Genomic DNA, 23704 nt, shown 5'->3' with positions numbered 1-23704 from the left:
GATCGGGCCGGTGGTCTCAGGCGTCCACTTGAGACCTGTCACCCGACCAGAGGGTGTGGAAGCTGCCCTCGCGGTCGGTGCGGCGGTAGGTGTGCGCGCCGAAGAAGTCGCGCAGCCCCTGGATGAGCGACGCGGGCAGGCGCTCGGACCGCAGGCCGTCGTAGTAGGCCAGCGCGGACACGAAGCCGGGCGCGGGCACGCCCGCGGACACCGCCTTCACCGCGATCCGCCGCCACGCCGCCTCGGCCGACCGGACGGCGTCGCGGAAGTAGTCGTCCACGAGCAGCGACGCCAGCTCCGGGTCCTTGTCGTAGGCCTCGCGGATGCGGTCGAGGAACCGGGCCCGGATGATGCAGCCGCCGCGCCAGATCGTGGCCATCGCGCCCAGGTCGAGGTCCCAGCCGTACTCCGCGCTCGCCGCGCGCATCTGGTCGAAGCCCTGCGCGTACGCCACGACCTTGGACGCGTACAGCGCCTGCCGCACGTCCTCCACCAGCGACGGGTCCGCGCCGGACGCGACGTCGGCGGGCCCGAACGCCGACCGCACCGCCTCCCGCTGAGCCGCCCGCCCGGACAGCGACCGGGCGAACACGGCCTCGGCGATGCCGGTCACCGGCACGCCCAGCTCCAGCGCCTCCTGCACGGTCCAGCGGCCGGTGCCCTTCTGCTCGGCCTCGTCCGCGATCACGTCCACCAGCGCGGCGCCGGTCTCGACGTCGACGTGGGCGAGCACCTCGGCGGTGATCTCCACCAGGTAGGACTCCAGGTCGCCGGTGTTCCAGCCGCGGAACACCTCGCCGACGTCGGCGGGCGACATGCCGCCGACCCGGTGCAGCAGGTCGTAGGCCTCGGCGATGAGCTGCATGTCGGCGTACTCGATGCCGTTGTGCACCATCTTCACGAAGTGCCCGGCGCCGTCCGGCCCGACGTGCACGCAGCACGGCACGCCGTCGACCTCGGCCGCGATGTCCTCCAGCACCGGCCCGAGGTGCGCGTAGGACTCGGCGGAGCCGCCCGGCATGATCGACGGGCCGTTGAGCGCGCCTTCCTCGCCGCCGGAGATGCCCGCGCCGACGAAGTGGAGCCCGGCCTCCTTGAGCGCGGCCTCGCGGCGGCGGGTGTCGGCGTAGTGCGCGTTGCCGCCGTCGATCACCATGTCGCCGGGCTCCAGCAGGGGCACCAGCTCGTCGATGACGGCGTCGGTGGGTGCGCCCGCCTTCACCATGATGATGATCTGGCGCGGCGTCCGGAGGCTCGCGACGAGCTCCTCCAGCGTCTCGGCGGGCACGAAGTCGCCCTCGTGGCCGTGGTCGGCGATCAGCGCCTTGGTGCGGGCGTGGCTGCGGTTGTGCACGGCGACGCGGTGCCCGTGCCGGGCGAGGTTGCGCGCCAGGTTGCTGCCCATGACGGCGAGCCCGGTGACGGCGATCCGCGCGGGTGCCTCGGAGGTGTTCATCTGCCCAGCCTGCCCCACGCCCGCGCCTGCGCGCACCTGTGCGACACCCCTGAATGCCGCCCGCGCCGACCTCGACCGGCGGCGCTGTAACATCGTGAAACAGCGGTGGAACGGGGGCGCGGATGGCCAGGGCGACGGTGCGGGACGTGGCGCGGGCGACCGGGCTTTCCATCGCCACGGTGTCGCGGGTGCTCAACGGCCAGGCCAACGTCGCCGAGCACACCCGCGAGCTGGTGCTGCGGGCCGTGGCCGGGTTGGGCGCGCAGGCGCCGCGGGCCCGGGGCGCCAAGCCGACCGGCCCGATCTACGTGCGCTGCCCGTACCTGCTCACCGACTACTTCGGGCTGATCGTCTCCAGCGTCGCCGAGACGCTGGCCCTGCACCACCGGCAGGTCGTGCTGAGCGCCGGCGTGTCCGCGCAGCGCGCCTCCGTGCTGCCGGGCCTGGCCGGCCGGTCGGACGTGGGCGGCGCGATCCTGGTCCTGCCGCCGGAGCCGGCCGAGGAGCTGGTCCGGCTGCGCGACCGCAGGTTCCCGTTCGTGGTGGTCGACCCGCGCACCGAGCTGCCGCGCGACGTGGCGTCGGTGTCGGCGGCGCACTTCGCGGGAGCGCGGCGGCTCATGGCGCACCTGGTCGAGCTGGGGCACCGGCGGATCGGCATCATCGGCGGTCCGGGCGACTGGCTGGCGAGCGACGGCAGGCTCGCCGGGTACGCGGCGGCGTTGTCCGACGTCGGCGTGCTGCCGTCGGCGGAGCTGCTGCGGCACGTGGACGAGCCGACCACCGAGAACGGCCACCTCGTCGCCCGCGACCTGCTCGGCCTGGCCGACCGGCCCACGGCGCTGGTCGCGTTCAACGACAAGATGGCGGTCGGCGCGTTGCGGGCGGCCCGGGAACACGGCCTGGACGTGCCCCGCGACGTGTCGGTCGCCGGTTTCGACGACCTCGACCTCAGCCGCGCCACCCGACCGGAACTGACCACCGTGCGGCAGCCGTTGCAGGAGATGGGTCGGATGGCCGTGACGCTGCTGATGCGGTTGCTCGACCGGCACGAGCTGGAGGCGCTGCACGTCGAGCTGGCCACGGAACTGGTGGTCAGGGCGTCCACCGGGCCCGCGCCGACCCGCTGACGCGACCCGCGTTCCAGCACTTTTCACGGTATTTACCGGGCTCGGCGCACGACCTTGACAGGTGTTCGGAGCCCTTGTTTCCTTTCACGTGCGGACAAGTTCCACAAATGTTCCATTTTGTTACAGACCGCCGATGACCCCTGCCCACATCGTCGTGAAAGGAGTCCGGGGTGCCCTCTTCCCACCGTCGGGCTTTCGTCAGCGCCGGCATCGCCCTGACCACCGTCGCCGCCGCCCTCGCCGCCTCGCAACCCGCCGCCGCGGCCGGCGAGACCGTCAACGTCTACCTGACCACCACCTCCGACAGCGGCGGACGGGTCGTCACCCGCGGCCTCGCCCAGCAGCCGTCGGTCGCGTTCGGCTCGAACGGGGGCGGCGCGACCCACACCATCACGGTCAACGAGGGCACCACCTACCAGCAGTTCGAGGGCGGTGGCGCGTCGATCACCGACACCACCGCCTACCTGCTGCGCGGCGGTCCCGTGTCGGCGGCCACCCGCGACGCGGTGATGCGCAGGCTGTTCCACCCGGTCGACGGCATCGGCCTGTCGTTCGTGCGCAACCCGATCGGGGCGTCCGACCTGTCCCGGCCGGGCCACGTCTCGCTGGACGACACGTGCTGCGACCTCAACGACTGGGGCACCAACGGGTACGACGCGAACGTGCGGCTGCTGACGCAGCAGGCCAAGCAGCTCAACCCGCAGCTGCGGGTCAAGGGCGTGCCGTGGAGCGCGCCGGGCTGGATGAAGGACAACGGCCGCATGGACCAGATGGGCTGGCTCAAGTGGGAGTACGCCCCGATGTACGCCCAGTACTTCGTGAAGTACGTCCAGAGCTACCGGGCCGCGGGCATCCCGATCGACTACGTGTCGGTGCAGAACGAGCCGAACTGCTGCCAGGCGTCCAACCCGACCGCGATGAACTACCCCGGCATGAGCTGGAACCCGGCGGGCCTGGCCGAGTTCACCAAGAACCACCTCTACCCGGCGTTCCGCGCGGCGGGCATCACCACCAAGGTGCTGGTGCACGACTGGAACTACGGCGACTACGCCAACTTCGGCTCCGGCGTCCTGGGCGACGCGGCCGTGCGCAACGACCCGCTGTTCGGCGGCATCGCGTGGCACGGCTACTTCGGCGACCCGGCGGTCGGCACGCAGGTGCGCAACCAGTACCCGAACGTGAGGCAGTTCAGCACCGAGCACTCCGGCGGCACGTGGATCTCCAACCAGCACAACGAGGACATGGCCGACATCGTCAACTACGCCCGCAACTGGAGCTCCAGCCTGGTGAAGTGGAGCCTCGCGCTCAACCAGGACATGGGGCCCCACAACGGCGGCTGCGGCACGTGCACCGGCCTGATCACCGTGCAGGAGGGCGGCCCGCGCGCCGGCCAGGTCGACTACACCGTCGAGTACTACACCACCGGCCACCTGACGAAGTTCGTCAAGCCGGGCGCGTACCGGATCGACTCGACCGCGAACGGCACCGTGCCGAACGTGGCCTACCGCAACCCGGACGGCTCCAAGGCCCTGATCGCGCACAACGGCGGCACGTCGTCCCAGTCGATCCGGGTCGACTGGGGCAACCAGTCGTTCACCTACACCCTGCCCGCCCGCACCTCGGCGACGTTCACCTGGCAGGGCACGCCGGGCTCCGGCAACCCGGGCGGCGGCGGCGCGATCACCGGCCTGGCGGGCAAGTGCGTCGACGTGGCGGGCGCGAGCAGCGCGGACGGCGCGGCCGTGCAGCTGTACTCGTGCAACGGCACGGCGGCGCAGCAGTGGTCGCGGCCCGGTGACGGCACGCTGCGGGCGTTGGGCAAGTGCCTCGACATCAAGGACCGCGGCACCGCCGACGGCGCGCAGTTGCAGCTGTGGAGCTGCGCGGGCGGCGCGAACCAGCAGTGGACCCACACCGCCGGGCGTGACCTGGTGAACCCGGCGACCGGCAAGTGCGTGGACGTCACCGGGAACACCAGCGCCGACGGCACCCGGTTGCAGATCTGGACGTGCACCGGCGGGGCCAACCAGAAGTGGAACATCGCCTGAACGTGGTCGCTCGACGCTACGGGGTCCCGCTCCACCGGGGCGGGCCCCCGCTGACAACCCGGCCGTGACGGCGCGAGAGTCGTGGGCATGACACGACTCCTCGTGCTCGTCGCGGCCGTGCTCGCGGCCTGCCTGACCGTGCCCGCGGCCCCGGCCCAGGCCACGTGGGCGCTGACCGCCGCCCAGCGGCAGGCGTACCTGACCCACTACGCGCCGGTCATCCTCAAGCGGGGTGACGAGAACGACGGCAAGCAGGGCCGCGACTGGTTGGCGAACTTCGACTTCGACCGGGACGGCGCCTACGCCACCAACCGCGCGAACTGGAAGCTCATCCCCCGGTACGTCGCCGGGACGGCGGGCTACGAGCGGTGGCGGATCCGGCCCACGCTCTACACCGCGCTGCTGGAGTTCACCGAGAACGGCGCGAAGTCCCTGGTGCTGCTCTACCACGTGTACAACGCGGCGGACAAGGACGGCGACGAGATCCACGACTGGGAACGGGTGGAGATCGTGGTGCGCGGGGTGACCGGCACGCCGGGCGGCGCGGGCGAGTCGTTCGGCAACGCCACCGTGACCCACCACAAGGACCACGTCATGCGGCGGTCCTACGACCCGGACGTCAACTTCCTGCGCACGCCCACGGGGACGCACCTGCTGCTGTGGCAGGCCGACGAGAGCGACTTCGACCTGCCGAGCGCCGGGCCGCACGCCCACGAGCTGCGGTTCGTGACGAACACCTGGGAGCACGTCTCGGGCCGGATGGCGGCGGGCGTGAACGCCGAGGTGAACATCTCCGGCGCGGACGACAAGCGCAACGTGCACTACGCGTTCGTGCCGGAGGGGGCGGCGGGCGCGGTGGCGGCGTTCGGCGCGGTGCCGCTGACGTTCGCCAACGCCTCCGCGCAGGCCAGCCGGGTGGACAACGGCACCAAGGTGGCGTGGCCGCGGGTCAAGCGGCTGACCTACGAGTTGCAGGACCTCGCCGACATCGTGCCGACGCACTGGTCGCAGGCGGCGTGGCAGCGGCACTGGCTGGCCACCGACGTGGTGGACGTGCGGTTCGAGACGCCCGCGCTGGGCATCGGGACGGGCGTGCAGCGGTTCTACAACCAGTCGCGCGACGACGCCGCCTCGGACCTGACCGACGGGCGCGAGGGCTACCTGTCGAAGGCGTGGTTCTTCGGCGCGTACTCGGCGGAGCTGGACGAGGACACGCCGTCGGGGTCGGACGACTTCGGCGGGTTCGCGGGCACGGGCCTGGACAGCTCGGGGCGCAGCCGGGGCGCGGTCAGCGGCGACCCGGCCTCGCACGGGACCTACTGGCGGCAGCACGAGTACTTCGTGCACTCCGGCGGCGTGGACGACCGCGCGAGCCACGAGGTGGGCGTGTGGCTGCCGCCCGGTTGGCACCTGCCGGCCAACGGCGGCTTCGACGGCCGCTGGCAGCCGCTGTTCGACAACCGCCCGGACGCCTAGGGCGCGCCCTCCGGGCGCACGTCTTGCGGGGTCGTGCCTTGCGGGGTCGTGTCGAGTTCCGTGGAGAGGATCTCGCGGGCCTGCTCCGCGGCGCGGACGATGCTCTCGCCGACGAAGTCGACGAAGCGGGCGATGTTGCGCAGGCGGTTGGCGGCGGGGGTGTCCGGGCCGAGGACGCGGACACCCAGCCGCGCGGTCTCGGCGAGCTGGGCGTGCGACCGGGCGGCGGCGATCATCGACTGGTACCAGACGTCGTTGTCGGCGACGTAGCGCTCGCGGCGGCGCTCGTCGCGTTGCCTGCGGACCAGGCCCTGGCCTTCCAGGAAGGTGATCGCCTTGGAGACCGACGCCGGGCTGACCTGGAGGCGACCGACGAGTTCGGCGGCCGTGAGGCTGCCCGCGTCGGTGGTGTAGAGGCAGGTCAGCACCCGGGCCATCATCTTGGGCAGGCCCGACTGCACGAGGATGGTCGTGAACGTCTCCTCGTACTCCCGCACGGCCTCGGCGTCGCGCCCGTGCGCCTGCGACGTCGCCCGGGGGCCGGCGGGCACGGTCTGCCTGCGCCGGTGGGTGCGGCGCTCGGTGGCGCGGTGGGCCAGGTCGGCGCGGTAGGTGGTGGGCCCGCCGTTGCGCATCACCTCACGGGTGACCGTCGAGGTGGGGCGGTCGAGCCGCCTGGCGATCTCCGCGTAGGGCAGGCCGTCGGCCAGGCCCAGCGCGATCTGCCGGCGTTCCTGCTGGGTGAGCCTGCCTCCCGGCATCGCGATCTCCTCCGTGCCGCCCCGATGCGCCCAGTATAGCGTTCACTTCTGAACCATTGCAACGCAACGAGCACGGCTTGTTGCATTTGATTCTGCTCCGTTGCAACGAAAATCATGGTTTTACCAGTACATACTGCGCATCCGTGCAACGCCGTTGTTGCTCGATCTGTGAACGCAACGTAGCGTTTCGAGCATCAGAAACAACGAGCCCAGGAGCTGAACACGATGCGCACCTTCGCCACCACCGCCCCCGTCTCCACCGTCCTGGACATCCCCGCCGGCCACGTCCGGTTCATCGCCGCCGACCGCGCCGACACCGCCGTCGAGGTCCGGCCCGCCGACGCCGCCAAGGGCCGCGACGTCAAGGCGGCGGAGCAGACCTCGGTCGACTACGCCGACGGCGTCCTGCGGATCGTGACCACCGCCAAGAACCAGTACCTCGGCGCCTCGGGAGCCGTCGAGGTCACCGTCCAGCTCCCCACCGGCTCCCGCGTCGAGGCCAAGGCCGCCAGTGCCGACCTCCGCGGCGTCGGACGCCTCGGCGACGTCACCTACGACGGCTCCCACGGCACCGTCAAGCTCGACGAGGCCGCCACCGTCCGCCTCACCACCCACGCCGGCGACGTCACCGTCGGCCGCCTCACCGGCCCCGCCGAGATCAGCACCATGAAGGGCGACATCGCGATCGCCGAAGCCGTGCACGGCACCCTCGTGCTCCGCACCCAGGCCGGCAACGTGACCGTCGGCGCCGCCACCGGCGTCTCCGCGTCCCTCGACGCCGGCACCGGCCACGGCCGCGTCCACAACTCGCTGCGCAACACCGACGGCACCGCCGAGCTGGCCATCCACGCCACCACCGCCTACGGCGACATCACCGCCCGCAGCATCTGAGCAGCACCCCCCTGCGAGCACCACCGCGGCACCGCCGCGCCCGACCGACACCGAGAAGGACGAGGACATGAGCACCACTGAGGACTACCAAGCCGCGGAACAGCTCCTCCGCCGACCCGCCCGCCCCGGCGAGCTCGTCGTCGGCGACAAGGTCAGGCCGCGGTGGATCGACGGGGGCGCTCGCTTCTGGTACGCGGTGAACACCGGCGGCGGCAAGCGGTTCGTGCTGGTCGACCCGGCGGCCGGCACCCGTGAGCCCGCCTTCGACCACGCCCGGCTCGCCGCCGCGCTGACCGTCGTCTCAGGGCGGGAGGTGGACCCCGAGGCCCTGCCGTTCACCGCCATCGCACCGACCGGGAACGCCGTGGAGTTCGACGCGTTCGGCGAGTACTGGCGCTGCCACCTCGACGGCTACACCTGCGAGCGGGCCGAGTTCACGCCGCCGGGCAACCCGCTGGCGGTGCCGTCGCCCGATGGCAAGGTCGCCGTCTCCCGCCGGGGGCACGACCTGTGGGCGCACTCGCTGTCCGACGGCCGCGAGTGGGCGCTGACCACGGACGGCGAACCCGACCACGCCTACGGCCCGGGCCCGGCCGCCACCGGCAACGCCACCCTGCTGCGCAAGATCGGACTGCCGCACCTGCCGCCCGCGGTGGCCTGGTCGCCCGACTCGACCAAGGTGCTGGCGCACCGGATCGACGAGCGCGACGTCCGGCGGACCCACCTGGTGGAGGCCAGGCCCGCCGACGGCGGCGCCCCGGTGCTGCACACCCAGCGGTACGCCTACCCCGGTGACGAGCACCTGCCGCGGACCGAACTGGTCGTGCTGGACGTCGCCACCGGCACGGTGGTCCGGGCGCAGGCCGAACCGCTGCTCACGCCGCACCTGTCGCCGATCACGGCCAAGTGGGCGTGGTGGGCCGCGGACGGCTCGGCGGTGTACTACCTCGCCCGGCCCCGCGACCCGCGCACGCTCACCCTGCACCGGCTGGACCCGGCCACCGGCGAGGTCACCACCGTGCTCCGGGAGACCGGGTCCACCCGGGTCGAGCCCAACCAGTGGCTGTTCGAGCCGCCGATCGTGCGGGTCCTGGCCGACGAGGTGCTGTGGTACTCCCAGCGCGACGGCTGGGGCCACCTGTACCGGTACGACCTGCGCACCGGCGAGCTGCTCGGGCAGGTCACCTCCGGCCCGTGGGCGGTGCGGCGGCTCCTGCACGTCGACGAGGCCGAGCGGGTGGTGTACTTCACCGCCTCCGGGCTGGTCGAGTCCGACCCGTACCGGCGCACGGTGTGCCGGGTCGGGCTGGACGGCTCCGGCTTCGCCAAGGTCACCGACGACGAGCTGGACCACGTCGTCACCCTCTCGGACACCTTGGCGGGCTTCATCGACTCGGCGTCCACAGTGGACACACCGCCGGTGACGACGGTGCGCGACTGGTCCGGGCGGGTGCTGGTCGAGCTGGAGCGCGCCGACACCACCAAGCTCACCGCCACCGGCTGGACGCCGCCGGAGCGGTTCCGGGTGAAGGCGGCCGACGGCGTGACCGACATCTACGGGGTGCTGTACCGGCCGCGCGGGTTCGACCCCGCCCGGCGCTACCCCGTGGTGGACACCGTCTACCCCGGACCGCAGGTCGAACGGGTCGCACCGTGCTTCGACCCGGGCGGGATGGGCCTGGACGCGGAACCCCTCGCGGCGCTCGGCTTCGTGGTGGTGGCGCTGGACGGGCGAGGCACCCCGGGGCGGAGCAAGGCCTTCCACGACGCCTCCTACGGCAACGTGGCCGACGCGGGCGGCCTGGCCGACCACGTCGCGGCGCTGCGGCAGCTGGCCGGGACGCGGCCGTGGCTGGACCTGGACCGGGTGGGCGTGCTCGGTCACTCCGGCGGCGGGTTCGCCGCGGCACGGGCAATGCTGGACCACCCGGAGGTGTACAAGGTCGGCGTCGCCCTGTCCGGCTCGCACGACGCCCCCTGCTTCAACCCGGGCTTCGTGGAGACCTACGACGGCGCGGACGCGCCCGAGGCGTGGGCCCGCTCCTCCAACGTGGAGCTCGCGGACCGGTTGGCGGGCAAGCTGCTGCTCGTGCACGGCGAGCTGGACGACCAGGTCCACCCCGACCACACGATGCGGCTGGCCGACCGGCTCGTCGCCGCCGACAAGGACTTCGAGCTGCTCATCGTGCCGGGCGCCGAGCACACGTTCATCGACTGCCTGACCTACGTCCGCAAGCGCTGCTGGGACTTCCTGGTGCGCGAGCTGATGGGCACGCCGCCGCCCGCCTACCGCCCCGCCGCGATCGCCCTCGGCCCCGAGCTGCTCGCCGAGATGTTCGCCTGAGCACGAGGAACCGGCCCGCCGCCGCTCGACCGGCGGCGGGCCGGTGTCGCACGGTGCCCACCGCCGCACGACCGGCGGTGGGCACCCACCTAACCGGTGGCGCGGTAGGCCTCGCCCGCCCGGTTGGGTGTTCCCCCGGGCACGTACAACCCCGTGCCCGGCTTGTCGGCGGGGAGCGCGAACCACGCGTAGCGCTCCAGGTAGGGCAGGTCTTCGAGCATCCGCGACGACGCGCCGGCGAAGTCGGCCAGCTGCACCGCGTCCGGGTAGCGCACACCGCCACCGGAGAAGTCCATCAGCGAGTACTCGGTGAGCCAGACCGGCAGGCCGTACCGGGCCCGCACGGCGTCCAGGTAGCTCTTCAGGTGGCCGACGGCGGCCGGGCCGAAGTCCGAGCCGTACCAGTGCAGCGTGATGAAGTCGACCCGCAGCCCGCGTTCCCGCGCGCCGGCCATGAACCGGTCGAGCCAACCGCCCTCGCGGTCACCGCTGTGGGCGACGGCAGGGCTGCCCAGGCGCATCCCGGTCGCCTGGAGACGCGGCCAGAGGTCGAGCGCCTGCTCCACGGTCATGTTCGACTGCTCGGCGAGGTCCGGCTCGTTGAAGCCGAGCAGGGTGGTCCCCTGTCCTTTGACCGCCTGGAGGTTCGCCGGTGTCACCGCCTTCGCGCCCCAGATCATCGGCACGTACTCCACGCCCGGTGGCGCCTGCACGTTCTCCGGGGTGGTCGCCCAGTTGTAGTACCAGCCCGCGCCGACGTCGGACAGCGCCCGCGTGACGCCGTCGAAGTGCCAGGTGCCGACGCCCTTCTTCACGGACTTGGCGACCGGTTGGACGGCCGGCGGCGGTGCGACCGGCGCGGCTGGGGTCGTGGTCGTGGTCGTGGTCGTTGTCGTCGTCGTGGTGGTCGTGGTGGTGGCGATGGTCGAGGGCATCCGGGTGGTCGTGACGACCGGCGCCGCCGCCGGTACCGGCGTCCCCTCGGCGGGCAGCAGCACGACCGCGCCCGCCACCGCCGTCACCGCCACCACGGCCGCCGCCGCGACCAACGGCTTGGAGGCGACCGCGTTGGCCCAGAACCCCTTCTTCGCCACCACGACCGCGGGCCGCGCTCCGAGGTCGAACCCGGCCGGCAGCGGCACGAGCGGGATGCGGGCCAGCAGCCCGTCCACCGCCGCCAGGTCGGCGAACCCCCGCGCGCAGCGGGCGCACTCCCGCGCGTGCCGCACGATCCGCTTGCGCCACAGCGCGCTGGGCTGCCCGTCCCAGTCCGCGATCACCCCGGCCAGGTCGCCGCAACGCGGCATGGCGAGCACCCGGACGACGACCCGGGCCCCGTCCAATTGCGCCTTCATCCGCTGCACCCGCACGGCCGCGTGCTGCGGCGTGAGGTCGAGCGCCTCGGCGAGCTCGGCGCGGGTGATCCGGCCGACCTGCTCCAGCCACCACAGCGACAGCAGCTCGCGCTCGTCGTCGCCGATCCACCGGGTGGCGGCCAGCACCTCCCGGCGCTGGCCGGTGAGCTGGAGCCGGGTGATGGCCAGGTCGGCGAAGTCCGCGCCGGGGTCGGCGAGGTCGGCCGGTTCGGCGTCGGCCAGCGGCGCCCGCGCGCGGTGGTGGTCGCGCACCTGGTTCATCGCGATCGCGAGCAGCCACGACCGGAACGCCTCGGGCTCCCGCAGCCTCGACAGCCCGTTCAGCGCGCGGAGCATGGTTTCCTGCACCACGTCGTCGGTGTCCGGGTGCCCGGCCAGGGCGTGCCCCACCACGTTGTAGACCAGCGGCAGGTAGGCCGCCACCAGCGCGTCCAACGCGCCCGGCTCGCCGCGCTGCGCGGCCGTCACCGCCGCCGCGTCCCCTGGTGCCCGCATACCGCTCCTCTCGGCCGAGTCCGGCTCACCCACCGGAGACTGCCCCGAAGCGGCACGATAACGAGAACTACGCGGCGAGCACGGAAGCCGCCATGCCGATCAGGGCCGTGCCGCACAGCCGCTCGAACACCGGCCGCACCCCCGGCCGCGACAACAGCGCCGCCAGCCGGCCCGCCAGCGGGACCACCACGGCCCAGAAGCACGCGAACACACCCACCGCGACCGCCGACAGCAGCGCGGCCTGCGGCAACGGCGGCGACGCCGGGTCCATGGCCTGCGGCACCAGGCTGAGGAAGGTCAGCATCACCTTCGGGTTGAGCAGGTCGCACAGCACGCCGCGCAGGAACAGCGACCGGTCCGACTTCGGCGCTCGCCTGATCGGCCCACCGCGCCGGGCCGCGCGCAACGTCATCACGCCCAGGTACGCCAGGTACACCGCGCCCACCGCCTTGACCGCCAGCAACGCCGCCGGCACCGCCACGACCAGCGCGGACAGCCCCGCGGTGGCCAGCACGGCGTGCACCAGCAGCCCGGTCACCACGCCCGCCGCCGTGAGCGCGCCGTACCGCACGCCGCGCACCGCGTTGCCGGTGACCAGCACGAAGTCCGGGCCGGGCACGACGGTGATGACCACGAGGGCGAGCAGGAAGGAGGTCCAGGCGATGTGCACGGCCGCATCCTCGGCCACACGTTCGGGTGTATTCCACCCGAGGGTTACAGTGTTCGGTTGTGAGCGAGACAGCCGAACTGGATTCGGTCGACTGGCTGATCCTGGAGGCGTTGCAGAACGACGCGACGCTGCCCAACCGGAGCCTGGCCGAGCTGGTCGGCATCGCGCCGTCGACGTGCCTGCAGCGGGTGCGCCGGCTGCGCGACCTGGGCGTGATCACCGGTTTCCACGCCGTGGTCGACCCGCGCACCACCGGTCTGCCGCTGGAGGCGGTGGTCTCGGTGAACGTGCGGCCGCACACCAGGCCGGTGGTGGCGGCGTTCCGGCGGTTCGTGATGGCGCAGCCGGAGACGCGGTCGTTGTTCCACGTCAGCGGCCAGGCGGACTTCCTGGTGCACATCGCGGTGGCCGACAGCACCCACCTCCAGGCGTTCCTGATGGACAAGATCGCCTCCCGCACGGAGGTGCGCAACCTGACCAGCTCGGTGGTGCTGGAGCGGGTGGAGACCCGGGCCCTCACCCCACCGGATGACCAGCGACCCACCCACCGCAGGCGCCGCGTCTAGATTCCACGCCATGGACCCCGACGAGTTCCGCCGGATCGGCCACGAGGTGGTCGACTGGATCGCCGACTACCGCTCGCGGGTGGCGGACTTCCCGGTCAAGTCGCCGGTCGAGCCGGGCTGGGTGCGGGGGCGGCTGGCCGGGTTGCCCGAGCGGGGCGAGGGGTTCGACGGCCTGCTCGCGGACCTGGACCGGGTCGTGCTGCCCGGCACGACGCACTGGCAGCACCCGGGCTTCTTCGCCTACTTCCCGTCGAACGCGTCCCTGCCGTCGGTGCTGGGCGACCTGCTGTCGTCGGGCCTGGGCGTGCAGGGCATGTTGTGGTCCTCCTCGCCGGCCGCGACCGAGGTCGAGCAGCACCTGCTGGACGAGCTGGTCGGCGCGATGGGCCTGCCGTCGTCGTTCGTGGGCGGTGGTGTCATCCAGGACACCGCGTCGTCCGCGGCCCTGGTGGCGGTGCTCGCCGCCCTGCACCGCGCGTCGGGCGGGACGTGGCGTCGGTCCGGGGTGGACGGGACCGAGACGGTGTACGTGTCGTCGCAGACCCACTCGTCCGTCGAACGCGCCGCGCGCATGGCCGGGCTCGGCGAGCAGGCCGTGCGGGGGATCGAGGTGGACTCCCGGTTGGCCATGCGGGTCGACGCCCTGGCCGCGCGCGTCCGGTCCGATGTGGAGTCCGGGCGCCGGCCGGTGCTGGTGTGCGCGACCGTAGGCACCACGAGCACGGGCGCGGTGGACCCGGTGCGCGAGATCGCCGCGGTGTGCGCCGAGCACGGGATCTGGCTGCACGTGGACGCGGCGTGGGCCGGGCCGGCGGCGCTGTGCCGTGAGTTCCGGGGCCTGTTCGACGGCGTGGAGGCGGCCGACTCGTTCACCGCGAACGCGCACAAGTGGATGCTGACCGCGTTCGACCTGTCCCTGTTCTGGACCGCGCACCCGGACGTGCTGGTGGACGCCCTCACGATCCTGCCGGAGTACCTGCGCGACACCGCGACCGAGTCGGGTGCGGTGGTCGACTACCGCGACTGGCAGGTCCCGCTGGGCCGCCGGTTCCGGGCGCTGAAGCTGTGGTCGGTGCTGCGCTGGTACGGCCTGGAGGGCGTGCGCGCCCACCTGCGCGGCCACGTGGAGCTGGCCGCCCTGCTCGAATCGTGGGTGTCGGCGTCCGACGAGTGGGACCTGGTCGTCCCGCGCTCGCTGTCACTGGTCGTCATCGCCCACCGGGACGGCGACGCGGTCACCCGGGCCGCCATGGACCGCGTCAACGCGAGCGGCGACGCGTTCATCACCCACACCGTCGTCAACGGCCGGTTCGCCATCCGGGTCGCGATCGGCGCTGAGGCCACCGAGGAGCGGCACGTCCGAGCGCTGTGGGAAGCCCTCAGCGGATGAGCAGCGCGTCGAGGTCGAGGGTGACCGGGAAGGGACTGGGGACCTCGACCTTCCCGGTGCCACCGGCGACATGCCTGTACTCGCCGTCAACCAGGGTGAACGCCACGAGCGTGATCGGGTCGTCGAGTTCGAGCAGCCAGTAGTGCGGAATCCCGGCGTCGGCGTACTCGATCGGCTTGAGCATGCGGTCCATGCGCCTTGTCCCCGGTGACACGATCTCAACTGCCAGCAGGACGTCGTCAGGGTCGACGCGCTTCGGGTACTCCATAGCACGCCCGGTCGGGACGATGACCATGTCGGGTGCGCGCACTGTGATCGGAGGCACGGGATTGATCAGCACATCGATCTCTGGCACCGCCACCACATCGTGAGGCAGCTGCTCATCGAGCCAGGTACCCAACCGCTTCGCAGCCAATTGGTGTTTGAGCGCCGGCTTCGGCGACACGTGCAAAGCTCCCTCAACCAGCTCGACGTGATGCAACTCGTCCTCAGGGAGCGCGTCCCACTCTTCCAGCGTGAGCCAGTGGTCAGGCCTGTGCATCGTGCTCATCGCGACCCACTTCCCATGACGTCCCGTTGACTGCGCAGCGTAGCCGATCGGTTACAGAACCCGAAGCAGGCCCTCCTGCACCACGGTAGCCACCAACTGGCCGTCGTGGCGGTAGAAGCGGCCCGTCGCCAACCCCCGGGCACCCGACGCCGAAGGGGAGGCGCAGTCGTAGAGGAACCACTCGTCCGCCCGGAACCGGCGGTGGAACCACATGGCGTGGTCCAGGCTCGCGCCCAGGACCTTGTCGGTCCCCCAGTACACGCCGTGCCGCACCAGCACCGAGTCGAGCAGCGTCATGTCCGACGCGTAGGCCAGCACGCACACGTGCAGCAGGTCGTCGTCCGGCAGCTTGCCGTCGGCCCTCATCCACACCTGGCTGCGCGCCTCGCCCGGCCCGTCCTCCCGCGCCCGCCACGGCGGCTCGGTCACGTACCGGATGTCGATCGGCCGCGGCAGCCTGGCCATGCCGATCTTCTCCAGGTACCCGGCCGCCGACTCGGCGTAGGTGGGCAGCGTGGCGGGCGGCGGCACGGCGGGCATCGGTTCCTGGTGGTCCAGGCCCGGCTCGTCCAGCTGGAACGACGCCGACAGGGCGAAGATCGCCTTGCCGTGCTGGACCGCGACCACGCGCCGGGTGGTGAACGAGCGCCCGTCCCGGATGCGGTCCACTTCGTACACGATCGGCACGGTGGGGTCACCGCCGCGGATGAAGTACGAGTGCAGCGAGTGCACCCGGCGCTCGGCCGGGACGGTGCGGCCGGCGGCGACGAGGGCCTGGCCCGCGACCTGCCCGCCGAACACCCGCACGGGCGATTCGGCGGGCGACACCCCGCGGAAGATGTTCTCCTCGATGCGCTCCAGGTCGAGCAGCGCGACGAGGCGGTCGAGCACGGGCTGCCCGTGCGGCACGCCGTCGGTGTCCCGTGGAACGTCCGAGAACTCGGCGGTCGCCGCGGCGCGGGCAGCCTCGGTCACGTCATCTCCTAAGCGTGGTCGTCCTCCCCCAGGCGGTGCACCCGGATGAGGTTCGTCGAGCCGATGGTGCCAGGCGGCGAGCCTGCCACGACCACGACGAGGTCGCCCGGCTGGTACCGGCCGATGTCGATCATCGACAGGTCGACCTGGCGGACCATCTCGTCCGTCGAGTCCACCTTAGGCACGAGGAACGTCTCGGTGCCCCAGGTGAGAGAAAGCTGACTGCGCACGCTGGGCTCGGGCGTGAACGCCAGCAGCGGCAGCGGGGTGTGCAGGCGGGCCAGCCGCCGCACCGTGTCACCGGACTGGGTGAACGCGACCAGCGCCTTGGCGTTCAGCCGCTCGCCGATGTCGCGCGCCGCGTACGAGATCACGCCGCGCTTGGTGCGCGGGACGTGCGTCAACGGCGGGACCACGGTCGACTCGGTCTCCACGGCCACGATGATGCGGCCCATGGTCTTGACCGACTCGATGGCGTAGCGGCCGACCGACGTCTCGCCGGACAGCATCAGCGCGTCGGCGCCGTCGAGCACGGCGTTGGCGACGTCCGAGGTCTCGGCGCGGGTCGGCCGCGAGTTGGTGATCATGGAGTCGAGCATCTGGGTGGCCACGATGACCGGCTTGGCGTTCTCGCGGGCGATCTGGATGGCCCGCTTCTGCACCAGCGGCACGTGCTCCAGCGGCAGCTCGACGCCCAGGTCGCCGCGGGCGACCATGACGCCGTCGAAGGCGAGCACGATCGCTTCGAGGTTGTCGACCGCCTCCGGCTTCTCGATCTTGGCGATCACCGGCTTGCGGCCGTGGCCCACGCGGTCCATCACCTGGTGGACCAGGTCGATGTCGGCGGGCGAGCGCACGAACGACAGGGCGATGAAGTCCACGCCCAGGTTGAGGGCGAACTCCAGGTCCTCGATGTCCTTCTCGGACAGCGCGGGCACGGACACGTCCATGCCGGGCAGCGAGAGGCCCTTGTTGTTGCTGACGGGGCCGCCCTCGGTGACCTCGCAGACCACGTCCGGCCCGTCGATCTCGGTGACGGTCAGGCCGACCTTGCCGTCGTCCACCAGGAGCCGGTCGCCGGCCTTCGCGTCCTGCGCCAGCTGCTTGTACGTGGTGGAGACGCGGTCGTGGGTGCCCTCGACGTCCTCGACGGTCACCCGGACGATGTCACCGGTGCGCCACTCGACGGGGCCGTGGGCGAACCGGCCGAGCCGGATCTTCGGTCCCTGGAGGTCGGCCAGGATGCCCACCGCGCGGCCCGACGCATCGGCCGCGTTGCGGACGAGGTCGTAGACCTGCTTGTGGTCGGCATGGCTGCCGTGGCTGAAGTTCATCCGGGCAACGTCCATACCGGCCGCCACCAGCTCGTTGACCTTTTCCTCGGTCGCGGTGGCAGGACCCATCGTACAGACGATCTTCGCGCGTCGACTCACGTCTAGTCAGAGTAGTCCCTGTCACTGGACCGATCAGGATGTACCGGGAAGTAATCTCCGCGAAACAGGGAGAATCCGGTCCGTGGGCGTCAGAATCCTTCCGTTCGTGGTCGCGGTGTTGCTCAGCGTCATCGTGCTGTTCACCCCCGCGTCAGGTGTGCCCACGGCTCCGCCGGGCACCGACAAGGTGGTGCACTTCCTGCTGTTCGCCCTGCTCATGGGTGCCGGGAGGTACGCACGGCTGCCCGCCGGGCCACTGGCCGCGGTCCTCATTGGTTACGCCGCGGTCTCGGAAGTGTTGCAGTGGCTCATCACCGCGCTCAACCGCGGCGGAGACCTGTTCGACGCGCTCGTGGACGTGGCCGGCATCGCGGTCGGCCACCTCCTGGCACGGCGGGTGGTCAGCGGCCGAAGCCGGTCTCGGTGACCCCGATGTGGTCGGCGCACCAGTCGACCAGCGGCGTCGCCTCGCGCCACGCGCCGCGGACCCGGTCCAGGCAGCCCGGCTCGTGCAGCGTGTCGTCGGGCGGCCACACCCTGGCCACGTAGATGCGCTTGTGCTTGAGCAGCCCGGCCCGCGGGTGCTCCGGGTCGAGGCCGCGCGGCACCCGCTTGAGCTCGTCGCCGCGCAGCTGCCAACCGGACTTGGCGAGCTTGGCGAGCACCTTCTCCAGCGCACGACCGCGCACGTCGTCGGCGACCGACTCGCGGTAGCGGGCGAGCTGGTCGGAGGCCATGGCGAACGACCCGGCGGCCACGAACAGGCCGTCGGTGCCGAGCTGCACGTAGTGCGCGCCGCCGCCGCGGCCGAGTTCGACCACGCCGCCGCAGTGGTCTTTGTAGGGCGTCTTGTCCTTGCTGAACCGCACGTCGCGGTAGGGCCGGAAGACCTTTCCCTTGCCGAACTCGGCCTCCAACGCGCCGAGCAGCGCGTCCATGGGTTCCCGGACGTCGTGCTGGTAGACGTGCTTGTGGTCCTCCCAGTAGGCCTTGGAGTTGTCGGCCACGAGTCCGTCGTAGAAGTCGATGGCGTGTTCGCCGAAGCCGGTGAATTCCACGGCGCCCAGCTTACGTTCGTCCATTCGTGGCTCATTCGAGCGCCCTATCGCAACGCATCACCGAGCGGTCACGTTCTGTGCATAATCGGCCGGGTGGGTAGGAAATCGGTGTTGGCCGGATGGCTGCGGGAGCTCGACGCGGGGGAGATCCGGGACATCTTGGCGGTGCGCAGGGACGCCGCCGACCGCCGGCCCCACTCGCTGCGGGCGCTGGCGGAGGAGTTGACCACGACGGCGTCGCTGCGGGCGGCCGTGGACGGGCTCGACCAGGCGTGCCGGGACGTGCTGGACACCGCGGTGCGATTAGGCGAGGAGGCTTGCGCGGAGGCGTTGGCGCAACGGTTGCGGTGCAACGGGAAGGCGTCGCGGGCGGAGTTGAAGCGGGCGTTGGGGCAGTTGCGGGCGAGGGCGCTGGTGTGGCCGGCGCAGGGGCGGTTGGTCTTCTCGCCGGGTTTGCGGCCGCTGGAGGAGGAGCCGCGCCGCCGCATCACGCCCGCGCCGCGCGCGCCGCGCCGTGCGGCGCAGAACCGGGGTTTCGCCGACCGGGCCGCGATCACGCCCGCGACGTCCACTGTGGATGGTGTGACGCGGCTGGTCGACCTGTGCGACGTCGATCAGGTGGCGTGCCGCGCGGTGGTCGGGGTGCGGGAGCTGCGGCGGGTGGCGGGCGTGCTGCGGGCCGACGAGGGTCGGGTGCGGTTGTGGCTGGGGTTGGCCGTGGAGGCGCGGTTGCTCGCGGTGGACGACGGTCGGCTGGTGCCCACCAGCGGGTCGGACGCCTGGCGCGCCGCACCGCCCGCGGACCGGTTGGCCGCGCTGGCCGAGGCGTGGCCGCGGATGACGTGGCCGCCGGGCGGGCAGCGGCCCGCGCCGGCCGAGCCCTCCGCCGGGGACACCGGCGAGCGGGTCCGGCAGGGCCTGCTGGAGCGGTACGCGCTGCTCGGCGAGGACGAGGCGTTCGAGCTGCGGCAGGAGGTCGTGGCGGACCTGGTGTGGACGCGGCCCGCCGTGCACGGCCGGGCGGCCACCGAGGCGGCGTTGGTGGAGGCCGAGTCGGTGGGGTTGGTGGCGCTGGGCTCGGCGACCGCGTTGGGACGTGCGGTGTCGGCGGGCCACGTGACCCCCGATCGGGTGAAAACGGTTCGGGTGGAGCCGGGTCGGGTGGCGGAGGTGGCCGGGCGGTTCGTGCCGCCCGCCGCGGCGACCGCCCACCTGCGACCGGACCTGACCGCCGTGGTGGCCGGGCTGCCGAGCCGTGAGCTGAGCTCGGTGCTGGACCTGGCGGCCGACGGCACGGCGGGTGGCTGGCGGTTCAGCGGCGCCAGCGTGCGGCGGGCGCTGGACGCGGGGCACGAGCCGGACGCGCTGCTGGCGCGGTTGGCGTCGGTGGCCGAGCACGGCGTGCCGCCGACGGTGGAGCGGCTGGTGCGGGAGGTGGCGCGGCAGCACGGGCGGATCACCGTGACACCGGTGGCGTGCTGCGTGCGGGCCGAGGACCCGTTGCTGCTGAGCGAGATCGCCGGGCACCGGTCGTTGGCGCAGCTGTCGCTGCAGCCGTTGGGTCCGACGGTGCTGGCCTCGGCGAAGCCCGCCACGGAGACCTTGGCGTTGCTGCGGGCGGCCGGTTACGCGCCGACGACGTCGGCGGTGGACGGCACGTCGGTGCTGGAGCGGGTGCCCCGGCGCCGCGTCGAGCCGCCGGTGCCGCGCGGGGCGACCGGCGGGTGGCGGGCGCCGTTGACCGAGCAGGAGCTGGCGAAGCTGGCCGCGGCGCTGGTCGAGCGGGAACGGCCGCGCCCGAAGATCGCGCTGCCACCCGCGCAGTCGCAGCGGATGGGCGCGGTGCGGCTGTTGCGGGACCAGTCGCTGGTGCTGCCCGACTCGGAGGTCGTGCTGCTGGCGGACGCCCTGGTGAGCCGGACGTCGGTGGAGATCGCCGTGGCCAACGGCCGGCGCAGCACGGTGAAGCACGTGATCACCCCGGTCGACCACGCGGCGGGCAACCTGAAGGCCAACTGCGCGCCGCGCGGCGAACACCGCGAGTTCCTGGTCAGCCACATCCGCTCGGTGCGCGCGGTGACAGGCGCCGTGACGGGCGTCTGACGGGGCTGGATCCGACGCGTGCTGACACCCGGTCGTGGCCGGGCGGGCCGCCCCGACCCGGATCTCCGGGTCGGGGCGGCGGGCGTCAGGGCAGGCGGAGGTCGACGTGGTCGGTCCGGCCTGCTTCGGTGGTCGCTTCGGCCGGTGGACCGGTGCGGTCGTCCTTGGTCACGGCGAACTCGTAGCGGCCCGGGGTCAGGCGCCATTCGTAGCGGCCGTCCGGTCCGGACAGGACCGCCAGTTCCGGCACCGGGTGGGGTGGCGTGTCCAGCGACCTCGGCTGCACGAGCGCGTCGGCCACCGGTCGACCGGCGGAGTCCGTGACCACGCCGGTGACGACGGCCTGCGCGGTGGTGGGCGGTGGGGTGTCGGCGTCGGACGACGGGGTTTCCCCGCCGCACGCCGCGAGCGCCAGCACGCCGATCAGCAGCGCGAGGTGTGCGCGTCTCACGATTCGCTCCTCTCGGTCACCACTGGGACGGAACGGACGGCGTTCCCGGTTGCCGCGCCCCCGCGAACCGCACCGGATCGGGTCAGCGCCAGCCGATGACCAGGTTGAACCGGCTCTCGGTGATGCGCGGGCCGCTGTTGTGGCCGTTGGAACCGACGCCGTAGGCGTGGAACGCCAGCGAGCACCGGCCGGCGCAGCCGGAGGACCCGGACGCCCGCACGGTGTGCACCGAACTGCCGCTGTTGCCGCCGACGGTGTCGTTGTCGTAGTACAGGCGCAGTGAATTGCTCGCCCGGACCTGATCGGAGTGGATCCACTGCTGCCGCGCCTTGTCGCCGGGGTAGCCCTGGATCGTGGTGGACGTGCCGATGAGCGACGCCGTGGTCCAGTACGCGCCGTACCAGCCGGTGGTGTTGCCGACAGTGCAGTTCAGGGACGCGCCGCCGTAGTCGGCGTCGGGGTTGCCGTCGGTGGTCCAGCCGGTGTTGGACCGCAGGGTCGCCGCGGTGCAGGAGCCGTACGGGTAGGTGGTCCCGTTCGCGCCGGGGTAGAACTTGAGCTGGCCGGTGTACCAGCCGCTGCTCTGGTTGTAGACGCAGTGCCCGGCGGTCAGCACCAGGCTCGCGCCGAACATCCAGCCGGTGCAGTGCTGCGATTCCACGCCGTTGACGGTGCGCGTGATCAGCACCGTGGCGCTCGCCGGGAAGCTCGTGGTCGGGTTGACCCGCGTCCGGTTGTCCGCGCCGATGATCGACTGGACGGTGACGTCACCGGTGGGCGAGGAGTAGCCCTGGATCCTGTGGCCGGCGGGCACGCGTTGCGCGCCGTGGGACGTCACGTCGGCCGGCACGCCGGTGCCCTCGTACGCGGAAACGCCCCGCAGCCCGCTGGGTCTGGCCGCCGTCACCACCGCCTCGGTGTCGCTCGCGCCGAGTTCGACGCCCTTCGGGGTGCTCGCGGACGCCGTCGATGCCGTGGACACCAAGCCGGTGGTGGCCAACAACGCGCTCGCGAGCACCATTCCAACCCGTGTCGAAAATCTTTGGGTGTTCACCGGGAATCCCTTCAACGGAAACAGTTCTCCGCATGGAGTCCGCCCGATGCACCGATCAATTACGAGACCGGCAAAATTTGGCCCACCTGCCGACTCATATGGGTCCGACGGCCCAGCACCTCCAGCAACTGGTCGAACGCCGCCGGGCTCATGCGCACCACCCCGCCCTGCGGCGCCTTGCTGTCCCGCACCACCACCGACTCCGCGGACCGCCACACCTCGACACAGTTGTTGCCCTCAGAACCGCTGTAGCTCGACTTGCGAAACACGGCTGCCTCCTAGCTGTAGTCGGCAGCAACTCTACGCATGAACCTCCGCGTCTCCTCGAAGCTCAACGCCACCCCTGTCAGCCGGACCCAGACCTGCTCGAACGTAGCAACCAACGGCTTGTCGTCCAGGTAGCGCAGTTCGGCCTTGTTCTCGGTGTATGCAAAATCCAGTGGACCGGCGACCCCTGGTGACGGGATGCGCAAAAGCACGAAGCGGTCGCGGATCCAGTCGCTCTGCAAGCGCGTCTTGAAGGGCAGCACCTGGAGGTGGACGTTGGGCAGCTTGGAGAGCTTGATCATGTAGTTGACCTGCTCGCGCATGACCTCGGGCGGCCCGTACTCCCGCCGCAACGCCGACTCCGAGATCACGAACGCCACCTGCGGCGCGTCCGGCTTGTAGAAGATCGCCTGCCGAGCCAGCCGAGCCTCGACCCGCGCGTCCAGGTCCCGATCGTCATCGCTGAGCGCGTACAGCGCCCTGATGAAGGACTCGCACTGCAACAGCCCGGGCGGCACCTCGGTCTCGACCGTGCGGATGAGGTCGCAGTTCTCCTCCAGGTCGATCATCGTGCGGAAGGACTCCGCGTACATGCTCCGCACACCGGTCCACTTGCCGCGCTGGTGGTTGTTCCGGCGCAACTCCAGCAACGCCTCCACATGCGCCTCATCGGTGACACCGAGGCCCTTGAGCAACAGGATCAGGTCGCCCGGCGTGATGCTGGACTGTCCCGCCTCCATGTCGGCCATGCGGCTCTGACTCTTCTCGATGAGCGCGGCCGCCTGCGCCTGGGACAGGCCCGCGCGTTCCCGCAGGAACGCGATCTCCTTGCCCAGCAACAGCTTCTTCGCGGTCGGCGTGATCCTCGCCATGTGCCGAGCCTACCGGCGCCCGACCCGGCCACTGGTCACCCGATCGAAGGACTGCGCAAACTCCGATTATGCGATTTGATCGCATCCAAAGACGGGAGAGGTGCATGAGCGGCATCAAAGTGGACTCGTGGGTCGCGATCGACGGCGACTGCCCGATGAACTTCGAGGTGGTGGGCCAGGAGATCCAGTTCCGCTTCGGCGGCGTCCACGACGGCGGCGTCGACCTGGTCGTCAGCGAACGAGGGTTGGCGAACCTCGCGGCCAAGGTGACCGAGGCCCTGGCACAGGTCCGGCAGAAGTAAAAGGGCCGCCCCGACGTCGTTGTCGGGGCGGCCGGG

General features: G+C 71.9%; 22 protein-coding genes. 10 read left to right on the top strand and 12 right to left on the bottom strand.

Annotated elements, in window-relative coordinates; genetic code table 11:
* Nucleotides 1-16: 16 nt before the first annotated feature.
* Nucleotides 17-1456, bottom strand: coding sequence for an NADP-dependent phosphogluconate dehydrogenase (gene gndA, locus ACYVLT_RS21910; RefSeq protein ID WP_461122031.1), 1440 nt, complete (start codon nt 1454-1456; stop codon nt 17-19).
* Between the two features lie 122 nt (nt 1457-1578).
* Between gndA and ACYVLT_RS21905 the strand changes: the two genes are divergently transcribed.
* The 3 genes from ACYVLT_RS21905 to ACYVLT_RS21895 all read left to right on the top strand — a co-directional run bounded on the left by ACYVLT_RS21905 (nt 1579) and on the right by ACYVLT_RS21895 (nt 6110).
* Complete coding sequence (locus ACYVLT_RS21905) at nt 1579-2586, top strand: LacI family DNA-binding transcriptional regulator (RefSeq protein ID WP_461122030.1); 1008 nt, start codon at nt 1579-1581, stop codon at nt 2584-2586.
* Between the two features lie 170 nt (nt 2587-2756).
* Nucleotides 2757-4634, top strand: a complete 1878-nt coding sequence (locus ACYVLT_RS21900; protein ID WP_461122029.1) for a ricin-type beta-trefoil lectin domain protein — start codon at nt 2757-2759, stop codon at nt 4632-4634.
* An 87-nt stretch (nt 4635-4721) separates the two neighbouring features.
* Nucleotides 4722-6110 carry a hypothetical protein gene (locus tag ACYVLT_RS21895; protein ID WP_461122028.1) on the top strand — a complete coding sequence of 463 codons (1389 nt, stop codon included), beginning with the start codon at nt 4722-4724 and terminating at the stop codon, nt 6108-6110.
* Here the strand turns inward: ACYVLT_RS21895 and ACYVLT_RS21890 are convergent.
* A complete protein-coding gene (locus ACYVLT_RS21890) occupies nt 6107-6871 on the bottom strand; it encodes a GbsR/MarR family transcriptional regulator (RefSeq protein WP_461122027.1) in 765 nt (254 codons plus the stop codon). The two genes, ACYVLT_RS21895 and ACYVLT_RS21890, sit on opposite strands and share 4 nt — an antisense overlap.
* A gap of 225 nt (nt 6872-7096) precedes the next feature.
* Between ACYVLT_RS21890 and ACYVLT_RS21885 the strand changes: the two genes are divergently transcribed.
* The gene (locus ACYVLT_RS21885) at nt 7097-7762 is read left to right on the top strand and encodes a DUF4097 family beta strand repeat-containing protein (protein ID WP_461122026.1); all 666 of its coding nucleotides are present in this window, start codon (nt 7097-7099) and stop codon (nt 7760-7762) included.
* A gap of 67 nt (nt 7763-7829) precedes the next feature.
* The gene (locus ACYVLT_RS21880; RefSeq protein WP_461122025.1) at nt 7830-10106 is read left to right on the top strand and encodes a S9 family peptidase; all 2277 of its coding nucleotides are present in this window, start codon (nt 7830-7832) and stop codon (nt 10104-10106) included.
* A gap of 89 nt (nt 10107-10195) precedes the next feature.
* Here ACYVLT_RS21880 and ACYVLT_RS21875 read toward each other — a convergent pair whose 3' ends face one another.
* A complete protein-coding gene (locus ACYVLT_RS21875; RefSeq protein ID WP_461122024.1) occupies nt 10196-11977 on the bottom strand; it encodes a sigma-70 family RNA polymerase sigma factor in 1782 nt (593 codons plus the stop codon).
* 67 nt (nt 11978-12044) lie between these two features.
* A complete protein-coding gene (locus tag ACYVLT_RS21870) occupies nt 12045-12665 on the bottom strand; it encodes a LysE family translocator (protein WP_461122023.1) in 621 nt (206 codons plus the stop codon).
* Between the two features lie 41 nt (nt 12666-12706).
* Between ACYVLT_RS21870 and ACYVLT_RS21865 the strand changes: the two genes are divergently transcribed.
* Nucleotides 12707-13213, top strand: coding sequence for an Lrp/AsnC family transcriptional regulator (locus ACYVLT_RS21865; protein ID WP_461122022.1), 507 nt, complete (start codon nt 12707-12709; stop codon nt 13211-13213).
* 10 nt (nt 13214-13223) lie between these two features.
* Nucleotides 13224-14603, top strand: coding sequence for a pyridoxal phosphate-dependent decarboxylase family protein (locus ACYVLT_RS21860; protein WP_461122021.1), 1380 nt, complete (start codon nt 13224-13226; stop codon nt 14601-14603).
* Here the strand turns inward: ACYVLT_RS21860 and ACYVLT_RS21855 are convergent.
* The 3 genes from ACYVLT_RS21855 to pyk are packed head-to-tail and all read right to left on the bottom strand — an operon-like array spanning nt 14593 to nt 17561.
* Nucleotides 14593-15153, bottom strand: coding sequence for a Uma2 family endonuclease (locus ACYVLT_RS21855; RefSeq protein ID WP_461122020.1), 561 nt, complete (start codon nt 15151-15153; stop codon nt 14593-14595). The two genes, ACYVLT_RS21860 and ACYVLT_RS21855, sit on opposite strands and share 11 nt — an antisense overlap.
* 51 nt (nt 15154-15204) lie before the next feature.
* Nucleotides 15205-16128 carry an acyl-CoA thioesterase II gene (gene tesB / locus ACYVLT_RS21850; RefSeq protein ID WP_461122019.1) on the bottom strand — a complete coding sequence of 308 codons (924 nt, stop codon included), beginning with the start codon at nt 16126-16128 and terminating at the stop codon, nt 15205-15207.
* 8 nt (nt 16129-16136) lie between these two features.
* Nucleotides 16137-17561 (bottom strand): pyruvate kinase, encoded by a 1425-nt coding sequence (gene pyk, locus ACYVLT_RS21845; RefSeq protein ID WP_461122018.1) that lies wholly within the window; start codon nt 17559-17561, stop codon nt 16137-16139.
* 82 nt (nt 17562-17643) lie between these two features.
* Here pyk and ACYVLT_RS21840 point away from each other — a divergent pair, with 82 nt between their 5' ends.
* Nucleotides 17644-17988, top strand: a complete 345-nt coding sequence (locus ACYVLT_RS21840) for a VanZ family protein (RefSeq protein ID WP_461122017.1) — start codon at nt 17644-17646, stop codon at nt 17986-17988.
* On the opposite strand, the gene ACYVLT_RS21835 is transcribed toward ACYVLT_RS21840, so the two are convergent.
* Nucleotides 17963-18619, bottom strand: coding sequence for a DUF2461 domain-containing protein (locus tag ACYVLT_RS21835; protein ID WP_461122266.1), 657 nt, complete (start codon nt 18617-18619; stop codon nt 17963-17965). The two genes, ACYVLT_RS21840 and ACYVLT_RS21835, sit on opposite strands and share 26 nt — an antisense overlap.
* Nucleotides 18620-18712: 93 nt before the next feature.
* Between ACYVLT_RS21835 and ACYVLT_RS21830 the strand changes: the two genes are divergently transcribed.
* On the top strand, nt 18713-20722 hold the full coding sequence (locus tag ACYVLT_RS21830; RefSeq protein WP_461122016.1) for a helicase-associated domain-containing protein: 2010 nt from the start codon (nt 18713-18715) through the stop codon (nt 20720-20722).
* A gap of 85 nt (nt 20723-20807) precedes the next feature.
* On the opposite strand, the gene ACYVLT_RS21825 is transcribed toward ACYVLT_RS21830, so the two are convergent.
* The 4 genes from ACYVLT_RS21825 to ACYVLT_RS21810 form a co-directional block, all read right to left on the bottom strand.
* Nucleotides 20808-21173, bottom strand: coding sequence for a carboxypeptidase-like regulatory domain-containing protein (locus ACYVLT_RS21825; protein ID WP_461122015.1), 366 nt, complete (start codon nt 21171-21173; stop codon nt 20808-20810).
* 82 nt (nt 21174-21255) lie between these two features.
* Nucleotides 21256-22194 (bottom strand): trypsin-like serine peptidase, encoded by a 939-nt coding sequence (locus ACYVLT_RS21820; protein ID WP_461122014.1) that lies wholly within the window; start codon nt 22192-22194, stop codon nt 21256-21258.
* Between the two features lie 92 nt (nt 22195-22286).
* Nucleotides 22287-22496 carry a DUF397 domain-containing protein gene (locus ACYVLT_RS21815; protein WP_461122013.1) on the bottom strand — a complete coding sequence of 70 codons (210 nt, stop codon included), beginning with the start codon at nt 22494-22496 and terminating at the stop codon, nt 22287-22289.
* 9 nt (nt 22497-22505) lie between these two features.
* The gene (locus ACYVLT_RS21810; RefSeq protein WP_461122012.1) at nt 22506-23366 is read right to left on the bottom strand and encodes a helix-turn-helix domain-containing protein; all 861 of its coding nucleotides are present in this window, start codon (nt 23364-23366) and stop codon (nt 22506-22508) included.
* 104 nt (nt 23367-23470) lie between these two features.
* On the opposite strand from ACYVLT_RS21810, the gene ACYVLT_RS21805 reads away from it, so the two are divergent.
* A complete protein-coding gene (locus tag ACYVLT_RS21805; RefSeq protein ID WP_461122011.1) occupies nt 23471-23668 on the top strand; it encodes a hypothetical protein in 198 nt (65 codons plus the stop codon).
* Nucleotides 23669-23704: the final 36 nt, after the last annotated feature.

Source organism: Saccharothrix stipae (genome assembly GCF_054781895.1).
This window is presented reverse-complemented; position numbering and strand designations above follow the sequence as displayed.